The sequence below is a fragment of the Emticicia fontis genome (assembly GCF_054779675.1).
On record NZ_BAAGXU010000020.1, the window covers coordinates 79,403 to 93,190 of the forward strand.

Sequence of the window (13,788 nt, forward strand, 5' to 3'; positions counted from 1 at the left end):
AAACAATCTCTATGAAAAAGCAACAAGAATCTTTAGCAGACCAAAACACTAATCCCGAGCCACCGCGATGGGTTGATAAAATATTGGAATGGTTTGTGGCTCCTCATCTGCTTGAATATATCCAGGGCGATTTGCATGAACACTTTCAAAAAAGGGTTACTCAAATTGGACTAACTCGTGCCCGACGAGAATATTTCTGGTCAGTATTACAATGCCTGACACCCTTTTTTTTCAAAAGAAGAAAAACCAATAGCTATTACAAAAATTATTCTAACCCCTCATTTAAAGATATGTTCTCAAACTACCTAACTATCGCTTTCCGGAATTTGTGGAGACACAAAGGCTTTACAGCCATCAATGTTCTTGGCCTGGCCGTTGGATTAGCTTCATGCCTCCTGATTGTTCTTTTTGTATCTCATGAGCTCAGCTACGACCACTATCATGCCAATGCCGATAGAATGTACCGCATGACGCTGTATGGGAAAATGGATGAAAAAGAAATCAAACTCGCGTATACCGCTGAGCCTGCCGGGCCGGCTCTATTAAGAGATTTCCCGGGTGTTGAGTCTATGACCCGGATCCGTAATGATGGCGGCTTGTTGGTGAAGAATGGTAAAGACGTTTTCAAGGAAGAAAAAATTGCCTTTGTTGAACCTAATTTCTTTTCGTTTTTCTCCATCCGTATGTTAAAAGGGAATATGGCAAAAGCACTTATCGACCCTAAAACAGTGGTACTCACAGAAACAACGGCCAGAAAATATTTTGGCATGGCTGACCCTATCGGTAAAACGCTGACAATAGGTAATCTGGGCATTTTTCAGGTAACGGGCATCTGCGAAGATATTCCATCTAATACCCACTTTCATTTTGATATGCTGGGTTCTTTTAAGTCTGTCAACCGGGGTGATAAATGGTTAGCTAGTGGGGCTCATACTTATGTATTACTTCGCGAAGGTTACACGCTCAAGCAACTGGAAACACAAAGCCAGGCATTAGTTAACAAATATGTTTCTTCAGAAATTAATCAGTTTTTTGGAATGAGTTTTATAGAATTCCAGCAAAAAGGTAATCACTTGTCTTTCCCATTTCAACGCGTTACAGATATTCATCTGCACTCTAATCTGGATGATGAGATTGAAGCGAATAGTGATATAAAATACGTATATATTTTTTCAATTATCGCGCTCTTTATTCTGCTATTAGCCTGTGTCAATTTCATGAATTTATCTACGGCAGGGTCAGCAGGGCGTTCTAAGGAAGTAGGCATCCGCAAAGTATTAGGCTCAGTGCAAACACAATTAGTTAGTCAGTTCCTGACAGAATCTGTTTTGTTAACCCTTCTGGCACTATTGCTGGCATTGGTATTTATTATATTATTATTACCTGGCTTTAATAACCTAACCGGGAAAGTCTTTACTCTAGGCTCTGTTTTCAATGGGCGAGTTATTTCGGCTACTATACTGAGTTGTTTATTGATTGGTTTATTGGCAGGTAGTTATCCGGCTTTTGTCTTATCTTCATTTAAACCAATTACCGTTTTGAAGGGCAAGGTGCAAGCAAGTTTCCGAAGTGGTTGGCTGCGCAATACCTTGGTGACAGGCCAGTTTGTGGTATCTATTGGTATTATTATAGCCACTATAGTTGCCAATCAGCAGTTGACATTCATGCAGAATAAGAAAATAGGTTTTGATAAAGAACAAGTACTGGTTTTGCATGAAACACAGGTGCTTGGCGAGAAATTAAACGCCTTTAAAAACGAATTGTCAAAATTATCTCCGGTTGTTCGGGTATCATTGGCAGGTTTTTTACCAGCTGGTATTTCTCGCAAAAGTATAGATGGAGTACAAGTGAAAAATGGGAATCGGGTAACGACTCATCGAACCAAGAGCTATTATGTAGACGAAGATTATCTGCCAACGCTAGGCATGAAAATAGCGCAGGGACGTAACTTTTCAAAGGCGTTTCTTACTGACAATTCAGCTATTCTGATTAATGAAGCGGCAGCGAAAGTGTTTGGCTTTAAGAATCCAATAAACCAGCAGGTTTCTCTGACAGGAGACGGTTCGGATGGAAGTAAAAAAACTTATACAATTGTTGGGGTAATTAAGGATTTTCATTTTGAATCAATGCACCAAAGCATCGCTCCCTTAATGATGTTTTATGGAGGAGATAACTCTCAATTAGCTTTGCGTATTAAAACTGATGATATACAAGGCCTTTTACAAAATATAGAAAAACAATGGAAGGCAGAAACCGACAATCCCTTTGTTTATTCTTTTCTGGACGAACGTTTCAATGCCATGTATCAGGCGGAACAACGGATTGGTGATTTATTCGGGATTTTTGCAGGCTTGGCTATTTTTATCTCATGCTTAGGCTTATTTGGTTTAGCCGCCTTTGCAACCCATCAACGCACGAAAGAAATTGGGGTTAGAAAAGTACTGGGCGCTTCAATTCCAAGTATTGTGGCACTATTACTATCAAATTTCATTAAGTTGATTTTTATCGCTATTCTGATTGCTTCACCTATAGCCGGATATGTGATGAGCCAATGGTTACATGATTTTGCTTATAGAATAGATTTGTCATGGTGGATATTTGTCTTGGCAGGGGTATTAGCAATCCTGGTTGCTGTACTGACTGTCAGCTATCAGACTATTAAAGCAGCTTTGGTGAATCCGGTGAAGAGTTTGAAGACAGAGTAAGACACCCATAGCTCCTAAAGGGGGTTTGCTTACGCACTAGTTCTTTAAATGAAAAAGCACTGCTTTTAAAGCGGTGCTTTTTCATTTAGCTGATTATCTTATTCTCCTAAAATAGTTTAGCCTGATATGCTTCTATTTTAGATTCGTAGAAAAAATCTTGCGTAAGCAACTTTCCTTTAGGGATCGGGCGGACGTCGCACGGGGAGGCTTTTACAATGTCGAATCAGATTTAGCAGAATCTGCCGGAGCTCTTGGTATTACTTCCTGTTGCGGTTGTGATATAGCAGGTGCATGGGGGTGCTCTAAGAATTGCACATCCGTTATGAAATATTTAGTGTCGCCATTCCATGGGAAGGTGAAAAATTTTTCTCTATATATCAAGGTTACGCGTTCACCGGTTTTTAAAGCTCTTTGTAACTTAGGTGTAACTGAATCCAGTTTACATGAAAAATCCCAATAGCGTGGCGTAAGTGTGCCTGTTTCGCCTGAATATCCTCCTTCGTTCAAGACCCCTTCAAATGTTTTAAAAACATATCCCCGCTCACTGATTTTTGAGATAGTCCCGGCTCTTTCTCCGCTCGAATAATATCCGGCAGTCAGATAATAGACTATTCCTAAAGCCAATACGAGTAATATAATAAGAAAAATTCTCAGTTTTTTCATTGCATTATAGTTTATATAAGTGCAAATGAAATGATTTTTAAGAGAATTGCAAAGACCAGAACATCATTATTAAATGAAATTGATGCGAAGATTAAGCCCGATATTGTAAGGGCGTATCTTTAGATAATTATTCGCGTCAAACGATTGAGAAAGACTATATCTGAATGTTGGCTCAATCCAGATCGATTTTCCTCCCTTGATCGGATAAGATACTCCGACAGAGGCATTCACGTAGTATCCAAAATCTTTGTTATTCAAGACGTGTACAGCCTCTGCGCCGCCAATGGCATATACGCTGGTCTTCTTGCGGCTGATGAGGTATGCATTATCTAGTTTTAGACCTAGCGTTTGCATAAATTGTTTTTGTGCCACTTGTTCGCCAATACCTACTAAAGTATAAGAACCGCTAGTAGTTGTTTGGACTTCATAATCACCGTTGTTTATCTCATAATTCGCCCATTGTTGCAAACCTGTATAAGTTGCCGAGAGGCCCATTGCAAAACGATCGGAAAGCGGTTTCATGGCACCTGCTCTTACCTGTATCCCTAATCTTTGGTTATCAATCGCATCTAAACGGCCAACCTGTTGAATATAGGCATTAGTTTGAGGCAAAACCGTAAACGCCTGATACGTTTGCAGTGGCATCAAGCTAGCTGTAAAGTTAATCTTACGATATACTCTTTCTTCTGGTTCTTCTACCTGATAAGGTCTTTCGGCATTATAAGCAATAGCACCGAAAGGTTTACGAATCCCTTTTTGTTGAAAATCTTTACCTGATAATTGCTTTAAGTTTAAATCATCTGCTGTGATATAATCAGGCTTATTATTCGTACCAGCTAAAACACCAGCACCACTTTCACTATTTTCTTTTAATGCAGCTTTTTTATCTTCAACCGGAGGATTAACATCTATATTTTTATCATTTTTACGATTAGCTTTATTATTGGCTATTAGTGCCTCCTGATTATTATTTATCACCTTTCTGTTCTTTGGCTCTTTCGTTATTTTCTTATCTCCGATACTGAAATCTTTATTAGCCACTCCACTTTTATCAGCCTTTGTATTAGTAGCATTTGAGGCTAGATTTTCATTAGAGGGCAATTGTGGCTCTGGTGACTGTTTGTCAATAGATTTTTCTGCTTGTTGCGTATGCTGAGTTTTTTGCTCTTTTGTAGTATCTGCTGTTTTTGTACCTTTTGGTTGAGTAGTAGAACCAGTTTTTTTAACATCAGAATTAACGGCAGTCATGCCAGCATTATCTTTTCTGTTAAATAACCACCATAAACTACCTAGTAACAGCACAAGACCCGCAGCAGCACCTATACGGAAGAAAGGAATGATAATACCCCGACGGCGTTTTTTAGGCTGAATAGCCTCTTGTATTTTCAGCCAGCTAATGGCCTGTGGTTCTGGTTCGTAATCTCTGAACTTTTGAGCTAAATCAACACCTGCACGAATTTTCTCCCACGATTCTTCCTGTGGTTCAGGCTCGTACTCCTGCATGCGTTGCGTGAGGTCAAGACTTGCACGGATTTTCTCCCATGAATCTTCCTGCGGCTCAGGCTCATATTCCTGCATACTTTGCGTAAGGTCAAGGCTTGCACGAATTTTATCCCAAGATTCTTGCTGTGGCTCTGCTTCGAAATCCTGAAACATCTGTGAGAGTTGCATAGACGCACGAATCTTGTCCCACGATTCATCCTTGGGCTCAGCTTCGAAGTCCTTAAACATTTCTGACAGTTTTTTCTTTATTTCGTCGTCTGGTTGCATCTTAGATTCCCATTAGGGAATAAAACTATAATGATTTTAAACAGCTACGCCCATTTCTATGAGCTTTTTTCTTAAATGAACCTTAGCCCTTGATAATTGCGACTTCGAAGTGCCTTCTGAAATACCTAAAATTTTAGCTATCTCATTATGTTCGTAGCCATCAATCAGGTACATATTTACTACCATCCTGTATCCGTCTGAAAGTTCGTTAATTACCCCCACAATTTCCTCATGACTCAGCTGCGATATCGCACTTATATCGGCATTACTGGTATCTTCCAACACGTGGTAATCAACAAATTGGCGCTCATTGGTATTTTGCCTATAATGGTCAATAGCCGTTCGGATTACCAGCGACTTTACCCAGTATTCTACCGATTCAGGTTTCTGTAAATCCTGAATTTTGTTAAAAACTTTAATAAAAGCCTCCTGAAAAATATCTTCGGCTTCCATAACCGTACGTGCATAACGCCGACAAATACCTAATAGCCGACCTTTATAGAGATTATAAAAGGCGGCTTGCGCTCTGGGGTCGTTCCTTTGGCATCCAAGTACTAATTCAATTTCATTGGGCATTCTCAAAAGGATTGCAGTGTTCTTAGTAATAACGTTTAAGGCTGTTCGAGTTAAATTTTTAGAATCAAAACGCATTCTTTTTGAATGAAATAAGATTAACTCAAACAGGTTTTTCTAAATAGGCTAGCATTAATTGCCCTGAAAAATAGCAGTAAGTAAGGTTTTAACCCTTTCTGGCTGCCACAAAATTGCCATTTGCATCAAAGCTTAAAATATAATATTCACTGCCAACTTTGATAGCTATAATATATGAAAACAACTGGCCGTCTATATAATAGATGAAACCAGCCTGAAATGCCCAATTTGTATAATACGTGTTAAAATAATTTTTTATCTGACTTGTAAGGTCACTATCTTTCATTTCGAATTTAGTAACCGGTTTGCCATTATTAAATTTCAATGGATTTTCAAATCCAGTCAGGATTTTGCCTTTATCGTCAAAAGAATAGTTGATAGCGAAAAAATCTTTGATAATAGATACCCAGTAAATTTTTTTACCTCTATCGGTGATGAGAGAGGTCTGGATATAAGTAAATTCCTGAAAACGGGTAGACAAAAAAGTCGTAATGGTTTCAGGTAAATCTTTCGGCTGAATCGTTTTTATCTCATATTTTCCGCTGTATGCTCCTGGAGCCCCACATACTTGTCCGCCACCTAAAAGCGCCTCTTGAGAATTAAAAACCAGCGCAAATTGTTTTTTATCACTTGTTACGAGAATATAGTACCCCTGTAAAGTTCCATTCTGAGATAGCGCAACCCCATTTTCATACGTCCAGGTAGCAAATTCTGTATTCAGAACATCTTTAATTGGCTGAGCTAATTCTGAGATTAATAAAGGCTTATAGTCCAGTTTATAAACCGGAGGAGCTAAACCCAATGTACCCAATCTTATTACATTCCCTTTTTCATCAAACAAGTACTCAAAAGTAGTCAGTTCTTTATTGATAACCACCGAATAGAGTTTGTTACCACCCTGGATTAATATCGCTGCTTTAACGAGTGTATAACTCTGATGTTTTTGGTTCAGATAAGTCTGGATAACTTCCGGCAAATCCTTTTGCTCAATGAAATAGAATTTGGGTGGGCCATCTGCATTTCCAGTTGGTGCAGGGCCAGGTCTATCATTAGAGGCTACCATAATCAATGTGCCGGTAGCATCAAAAATAACTGCTATGTTTTTACCATCAGTTAGCGTTACAATAACCTTATATCCTACAATAGTTGTATTATCTGGTGCTAATTGCTGGCAAACATTTTTAATAGTTGCACCAGAGAAATTAGTATTGATATAGTTTTGGGCATTGTCGGGCAATTGAACACCTGTCGCTATTTTATAAGTCTCAGTAATCTTTCCCAGGTTATTGACTATGGCAGACATCCTGTCAACTTTAAACTGGAAATTCGATTCCCACAATTTATCTTTTTCGAGAATGGAAAATTTTATCTGTGTTGCTTCCGGAAATTCCTGTTTAATGGCATTTACTGCTGCTTGTGGAACCGCTTCGCCAGGGGTAATAACGGGCTGAAGATCCTTCACGCTATCGCACGCTGACAAAATACAGCCTACCAACAACAGGTATATGTATAATCTTTTCATCTTTGGCGTTAAAATCTTCTTATCGGTTTTACAATACAGACGCACCCCAACGAAAATTGGTTGCATATTATTCTTCACAGAAATTTTTTAATGAGATAAATAATGAGATTCAGCAGCAGGCTTAGAAATATCATCGTAACAACGGGAAAATAAATACGGGTATTGCCTTTTTCGTAGCGTATGTCTCCGGGGAGTCGACCAAACCAGTGAAGTTTGTCGGCGAAAAAATAAATGACGATGCCGATTAAAATAACTATACCCCCAATCAAGATGATATATTTTCCTGTGTTTTGATTCATGTACTGATTATTTTTGCAGAAAAACCTTGTTTTATGACTTACGAAAAACTCGAAGACGCCCACAAATTTAAGCTTTGGAAGAAGAATTTAATAGAAAACGGCCTGAAAATCAATCAGATTGACCAACACTATACCCGATACCGCTATAATGGAGAAATACTCTTTTCGCTATTAATGTTAGATGCCGAAACTCCGGAAGGCGATAAGATACCACCGATATGTTTTTTAAAAGGAGAAGTAGTATGCATACTTACCTGCCTGATTGATAAGGAAACCAAAGAAAAACATTTGCTTCTGGTAAAACAGAGAAGAATTGCCGAGGGAGCATTTACCTACGAGCATCCGGCTGGTATGGTTGATAGTACTAAAACACCTCTTGAAATTGCTATACAGGAAGTAAAAGAGGAAACAGGACTATCTATCACTGCCGAACAATTGATTGATGTAACGCCACAAACAAGGGTTTTTCCAAGCACAGGTACAAGCGATGAAGCGATTTATCTATACTATTGTGAGCTATATCTAAGCGCAGAAGAAATAGCAGATTTGAATGAGAAAGAAATGGGTACCGATTATGAGTTTGAAAGAATTACTACTCACGTTTTACCGTTTGTAGAAGCACATCGTTTAATTAATAATACAAATGCCGTATTGCTGAATTATTTGTATCTGGCTAAAATAAAAGATTTTGAATTGATGGCTCAGTTGTAATCAGAAACTAGCAATCCTGCCTCATAAGAAGCAGGATTGCTAGTTTTATATCCGATAAGAAAGATTCTTACACCAATTTCCAACCTTCACGGTATTGACGTTGTACAAATTGGTTAGCCTCATCGAAGTTAGTAATCTTCATGTTAGTACCATCCCACAATAGTTTTTTACGTCCATCGTAGTTGAAACCATTTTTACCGTTCGATTTACGTAGGTTATAGCTACGGATAGCCAGGTTACCCATCAATACTGTTTCGGTTAATGGACCTGAATAATCGAAGGATGAAGAAAGACCTTTGTGCTCTTTGCTATTGAAGCCTGCTTTACAAGCCTCAGCCCACATTGCCTGGTGTCCGTGTTCTGGAAGCGGTTTCGCGTTCGGATCTTGTTTTGGATTAAGGTCGATTTTCTCTCCGTTTTTCAGATAAATCTTAGGCGTATTTCCGTAAGTACCACAAGTCATTACACCTTTAGTACCAATCATCAATACACCATTGCTGCTATCTGCTTCTGCCAGTGGTTCGTTCGCCGGAATCCACTCTGGGTGGAACGGACGAATACCACCGTCTGTCCAGTACATCGTAACAGGGGCGTTATTACGTTTGGTAGCAGGGAATTTAATCTGAACACTTGAAGACGGAGGACAACCTTCAGGATTATATTCTGGTTGCCAGTCTTTCAGGAATACTTGTCCAACGCTACATTCGATTTCTGTAGGGTAACCCAAACCTAATACGCGGAAAGCAGGGTCAATCAAGTGACAGCCCATGTCTCCTAATGCACCTGTTCCGAAGTTCCACCAACCTCTCCATTTGAATGGGTGATATAATGGGTGATAATCAACCCATGAAGCAGTACCTACCCACAAATCCCAGTCTTTTGCAGTCATAGACTCAGGCAAAGCAGGTTTATCAGTTGGTGCAGGGTTTCCTTGTGGCCATACCGGGCGGTTAGTCCAGATATGTACATCACTTACAGTACCGATAGTACCTTTATCCAACCACTCCATCATTACTTTCTGCGTTGGGTTAGAAGCGCCTTGGTTACCCATTTGAGATACTACTTTGTATTTTCTTGCTCCTTCAGTCAGTTTACGAGCTTCGTAGATATCATGAGTCAATGGTTTCTGAACATATACATGCTTGCCTCTCGACATAGCATCCATAGCTGCTACTGCGTGCTGATGGTCAGGAGTTGAGATAGTAACGGCATCAATATCTCCTTTCATTTCATCAAGCATTACTCTGAAATCATTGTAACGTTTAGCGTTAGGGAATTTGTCAAGGCTACCTTTACAACGGGCCATGTCAACATCACAAAGTGCTACTACATTGTTTACGCCATTGTTATAGGCATTGGCAATGTCTGAACCACCTTTACCACCGGCACCGATAGCCGCAATATTCAATTTGTCGCTAGGCGCAATAAAACCTTTACCTAATACATGACGAGGTACAATAAAGAATCCACTGGCAGCAATAGCACCGCTTTTAAGAAAATCCCTTCTGTTCGTTGTCTTTTTGTTTTGCATTATTGAAGAGTTGAATAGTGAAAATTAGATTAAAGTATGTAAAACCTGACAAAGGTTTTTACAATTTACAAAGCTTGTTTTATACGCTTGATTTTTATTTCAAACTTACAAAAAAAACTGTTTGCTTGATAAATTTTGTATGATTTACATAAAAAATATTGCCTTATTCATAATTCGGGATTTATATGAACAATAAAAGCATATACTGATTATACTCGTTCTTACTAACGACAGACTACTCTCTTTATGTTATTTATCAAATAAATTAAAAGCAAAATAATTTGGTTATGAGAAGGCATGATGATTTAAGAAAGCGCCTGATTAAGATAAGTAATAGGATTGAGATAAAACATTTTCTTCCAGCCTTGCTTAGAGCTATCTATTTGCCAGAAATAGGGGAAAAGGGTTGTGATAGAATAATGTAAGTGTGGAACCTTGCCTTTGGCATTGCCAGTGTCGCCTACTGTGCCGATTATATCGTGCATACTCACATAAGAAAAATAACTGGTTTTAATACTGTCTAAATGCGCATAGTAATGAACCCGCCATTTAGGACCTAAAATCATAACTACTTTGCCGCCTCTGCCGAATTCTCCTTTATAAATGACCAGACCTCTTGTAGCTGGATTTACATTAATACCTTTATTGGCAAAAATATCAACACCTTTGTGAGTTCCCGATTTGCCCCAGGGATAATACCAGTAAGATTGCTGATTAAAGCTTGATTTAGTTGCCCCGTCGACAGGCATCTGGAATTTTTGAGGGAGCAGAAACCCTGCAATAATGATAAGTAGTAACGCAAACAGGATAATTCTTTTTCGCACAGTAGGTAGTTTCATTAATAGAGTAGATTAGAATAGAAGCAAGTTAAAGAAATCAATTAAATGAAAGATATTCTATCTCAGAAATCTTTTGAATGAGTCTTTAACCGCTAATCATAAAAATAGCACTATTGCTTGTTTTAAAAAGAATGAAAACTAAATTTGCGAGCAGACTGTTGGTAATAAAATAATAAACACTTTAATATAAGTTTATTTTAATGGCGAAAATCATAGAGAATCTTACCCCGCAACAAATCGTACAAGAACTTGACAAGTACATAATTGGTCAGAAAGAGGCGAAAAGAAATGTAGCTATTGCACTAAGAAACCGCTGGCGCAGAATGAATGCCAATCCGGAAATGCAATCAGAGATTATTCCGAATAATATATTAATGATAGGTACTACTGGGGTTGGGAAAACAGAGATTGCCCGTAGACTGGCAAAAATTGCAGAAGCGCCGTTTACCAAAGTAGAGGCTTCAAAATTTACTGAAGTTGGTTATGTAGGCCGTGATTGTGAGAGCATGGTAAGAGATTTGGTAGAGCAATCGGTAAACATGGTCAGATCTGCCAAAAAAGAAGAAGTAAAGGCTAAAGCTTTGGAAACAGTAGAGGATACGCTTCTGGATATTCTGATTCCACCGGTAAAAGATAAGAAAGAATTTGGTTTCAAGGTTGAAACTAAAAAAGAGGAAATCGAAGATTTTACTGAAAATTTGCTGAACGAGAAAACCCGTGAGGCTTTTAGAGAAAAACTAAAGAATGGAGAACTGGACCATAGAAAAGTCGAAATTGATGTGCAAGGCAGCGGTTCTCCTTCGATTGGTGTGATGGGCGGCCCTATCGACGATGTATCTATGATGAATATTCAGGAGATGATAGGAGGGATGCTTCCTAAAAAAGGTAAAAAACGCAAAGTAAGCATAGCGGAGGCAAGAAAACTCTTATTAGAAGAAGAAGCTGCCAAACTCATAGATATGGATGAAGTGAAGGAAGAGGCTATCTGGAAGGCAGAAAACCTGGGTATCATATTCATTGATGAAATTGACAAAATTGCTTCATCAAGCGGTAAATCTGGAGGGCCTGATGTAAGCCGTGAGGGAGTGCAAAGAGACCTGCTGCCAATTGTAGAAGGCAGCACTGTAAATACCAAACATGGTTCAGTCAAAACAGACCATATTTTGTTTATAGCCGCAGGTGCTTTTCACGTAGCCAAACCATCTGATTTGATTCCTGAATTACAAGGCCGTTTCCCAATCAGAGTTGAACTGGAAAGCCTGACAGAAGAGAATTTTTATCAGATTTTAAAAGCTCCTAAGAATGCGCTTACCAAACAATATGAAGCCATGCTGGAAGCAGAGGGTGTATCTTTAAGTTTCGATACAGAAGCATTAAAAGAAATTGCTCGCATTGCCTTCCATGCCAATAGCGAAGTAGAAAATATTGGAGCCAGACGTTTACAAACGGTTATGAGTCATTTACTAAACGAAATCATGTTTGATGTGCCTGACGTAATAAGTGCCAATGCCCAGATTATCATTACTCAAGACATGGTAAACGAGCGATTAGGCAATCTGGTGAGGAATAAAGATTTAAGTCAGTATATTTTATAAGATAGCTGAGTATATATAAATAATGAAGCCCTTACCAGACAATTCTGATAAGGGCTTATTAATAACGAGAATTTGCTACTGTTTTTTTGCAAAATAGTATAAATAAGAAGGTGTTGTTTGTCCGTCAGGTTTCTCACTATTCGTAAAATATCCTTTACCATCTTTATCAAAGCAAAAACCTTCACCTTGTGATTCTTTTACATAAGGCAGGAGTGCGTCTCTACTTCTGGCAAGTGTTTGAGGAATCGTTTCTCCGTCTTTTCTGTACCAATAATATAATACTTCGTAGTTGCGAATCACAATCTCTTTTCCATCTGGAGAGATACCACCACTTGTTACAATCTGAATGGGGATATTCTGTAAAAACTCGGCCGTCTGCATTTCAGAAACAGATTGCGGATATTTAAGGCGATACAAACGCACATTAAATTCTCGCTTCGTAACGATATAAATATCTTTGGTTGAAGGGTCAATCATTATACATTCAGCATCCCTGCTACCATCAGGATATTGAAAAGAGATACGGTCAAATCCTGTAACAGTCTCTTGTAGTGATTTCGGTTCTAAAAAGCGGTAGATATAATATTTATTATCATATACTGCCAGATTATCACCAATCTCAGCCAGATAGAGGTAGTTTTTACCATCTTCAGGGCCTGGACCTATCGATATATCTTCCCAATCACGGTTCGGGAACGGCATTTGTATGGCTCCTTTGTATTGCCCCTGATGAGAGAACATATGTATTTTATTCGGGTTATCTCCATCTTCCTCTACCCATACATTACCCGGCATACTTCGGCTATCACAAACACCAGATGCTTCGTTTGCAATATTAGTAGATAGTGTGGCTATAACAGGAGTAGTTGCGTATTCTGGAAGTTTGGCAGTTGGCGGAGTAGGATCAGGTTTCTTAAACCAGTCGCATGAACTTAGAAAAAGTGATATAAATAAGTAGGTGAGTATTCTTCTCATTCGCTGTTGGATATATTTCCTGCAAAGAAAACGATTCTGACGCGAAGATATTAGACTTAATAAATATTTAATGCCCTTGCAGAGTCCCTACAAGCGTTTTTTTTATTTTACGGCGAATTAATAATCAATCTTCTGATTTCGGATAGCTTTTTTCTCCGAGTCTATCTTTTTCGACTTCAGCCTTTTCTCAACAGCTACTCCGCTTGGTTTAGTTGCGACTCTTTTTTTTCGCTCATGCAAGGCCTTTTCCAATGCCTTATAAAACTTCTGAATAGCCAGCTCTTTATTCTTTAGCTGACTCCGTTTTTCCTGAGCTGTAATAACTAATATTGTATCCTGTACCAGCTGATTCTTTAACTTTTCAAGCAGTTTTTCCTTTTGTGCATCTGTCAGTAAAGTAGAGGTTTGTATATCAAATCTTAATTCTACTTTGGTTTCTACTTTGTTTACATTCTGTCCACCCGGCCCTCCGCTTCTGGAGGTAGCAAATTCAAATTCAGGTGAAAAGTCTATATCTTTTATCATGT

At 38.7% G+C, this 13,788-nt stretch carries 12 protein-coding genes; 3 read left to right on the forward strand and 9 right to left on the reverse strand.

What is annotated here, in order from left to right:
* Positions 1 to 11: 11 nt before the first annotated feature.
* Entirely contained in the window at positions 12 to 2,705 is a 2,694-nt protein-coding gene (locus ACYVFA_RS11600) for an ABC transporter permease (RefSeq protein ID WP_460471985.1), read from the forward strand.
* A gap of 210 nt (positions 2,706 to 2,915) precedes the next feature.
* On the opposite strand, the gene ACYVFA_RS11605 is transcribed toward ACYVFA_RS11600, so the two are convergent.
* The 5 genes from ACYVFA_RS11605 to ACYVFA_RS11625 form a co-directional block, all read right to left on the reverse strand.
* On the reverse strand, positions 2,916 to 3,368 hold the full coding sequence (locus ACYVFA_RS11605) for a hypothetical protein (protein ID WP_460471986.1): 453 nt from the start codon (positions 3,366 to 3,368) through the stop codon (positions 2,916 to 2,918).
* Positions 3,369 to 3,437: 69 nt separating this feature from the next.
* On the reverse strand, positions 3,438 to 5,099 hold the full coding sequence (locus tag ACYVFA_RS11610) for a hypothetical protein (protein ID WP_460471987.1): 1,662 nt from the start codon (positions 5,097 to 5,099) through the stop codon (positions 3,438 to 3,440).
* Positions 5,100 to 5,174: 75 nt separating this feature from the next.
* On the reverse strand, positions 5,175 to 5,714 hold the full coding sequence (locus tag ACYVFA_RS11615) for an RNA polymerase sigma factor (protein ID WP_460471988.1): 540 nt from the start codon (positions 5,712 to 5,714) through the stop codon (positions 5,175 to 5,177).
* Positions 5,715 to 5,877: 163 nt separating this feature from the next.
* Complete coding sequence (locus ACYVFA_RS11620; protein ID WP_460471989.1) at positions 5,878 to 7,311, reverse strand: PepSY-like domain-containing protein; 1,434 nt, start codon at positions 7,309 to 7,311, stop codon at positions 5,878 to 5,880.
* Between the two features lie 74 nt (positions 7,312 to 7,385).
* Positions 7,386 to 7,610 carry a DUF2905 domain-containing protein gene (locus ACYVFA_RS11625; RefSeq protein WP_460471990.1) on the reverse strand — a complete coding sequence of 75 codons (225 nt, stop codon included), beginning with the start codon at positions 7,608 to 7,610 and terminating at the stop codon, positions 7,386 to 7,388.
* A 33-nt stretch (positions 7,611 to 7,643) separates the two neighbouring features.
* Between ACYVFA_RS11625 and ACYVFA_RS11630 the strand changes: the two genes are divergently transcribed.
* The gene (locus ACYVFA_RS11630; RefSeq protein ID WP_460471991.1) at positions 7,644 to 8,321 is read left to right on the forward strand and encodes an NUDIX hydrolase; all 678 of its coding nucleotides are present in this window, start codon (positions 7,644 to 7,646) and stop codon (positions 8,319 to 8,321) included.
* 67 nt (positions 8,322 to 8,388) lie between these two features.
* Here the strand turns inward: ACYVFA_RS11630 and ACYVFA_RS11635 are convergent, their stop codons facing one another.
* Together ACYVFA_RS11635 and ACYVFA_RS11640 are read right to left on the reverse strand one after the other, a co-directional pair.
* Complete coding sequence (locus tag ACYVFA_RS11635; RefSeq protein WP_460471992.1) at positions 8,389 to 9,852, reverse strand: Gfo/Idh/MocA family protein; 1,464 nt, start codon at positions 9,850 to 9,852, stop codon at positions 8,389 to 8,391.
* A gap of 305 nt (positions 9,853 to 10,157) precedes the next feature.
* Positions 10,158 to 10,691, reverse strand: coding sequence for a M23 family metallopeptidase (locus ACYVFA_RS11640; RefSeq protein WP_460471993.1), 534 nt, complete (start codon positions 10,689 to 10,691; stop codon positions 10,158 to 10,160).
* 200 nt (positions 10,692 to 10,891) lie between these two features.
* Between ACYVFA_RS11640 and hslU the strand changes: the two genes are divergently transcribed.
* The gene (hslU, locus tag ACYVFA_RS11645; RefSeq protein ID WP_460471994.1) at positions 10,892 to 12,286 is read left to right on the forward strand and encodes an ATP-dependent protease ATPase subunit HslU; all 1,395 of its coding nucleotides are present in this window, start codon (positions 10,892 to 10,894) and stop codon (positions 12,284 to 12,286) included.
* A gap of 75 nt (positions 12,287 to 12,361) precedes the next feature.
* Here hslU and ACYVFA_RS11650 read toward each other — a convergent pair whose 3' ends face one another.
* Entirely contained in the window at positions 12,362 to 13,261 is a 900-nt protein-coding gene (locus ACYVFA_RS11650; RefSeq protein ID WP_460471995.1) for a PE-PGRS family protein, read from the reverse strand.
* Positions 13,262 to 13,378: 117 nt separating this feature from the next.
* Positions 13,379 to 13,786: an aminoacyl-tRNA hydrolase gene (arfB, locus tag ACYVFA_RS11655; protein ID WP_460471996.1), complete on the reverse strand. Its 408-nt coding sequence runs from the start codon at positions 13,784 to 13,786 to the stop codon at positions 13,379 to 13,381.
* Between the last annotated feature and the right edge of the window lie 2 nt (positions 13,787 to 13,788).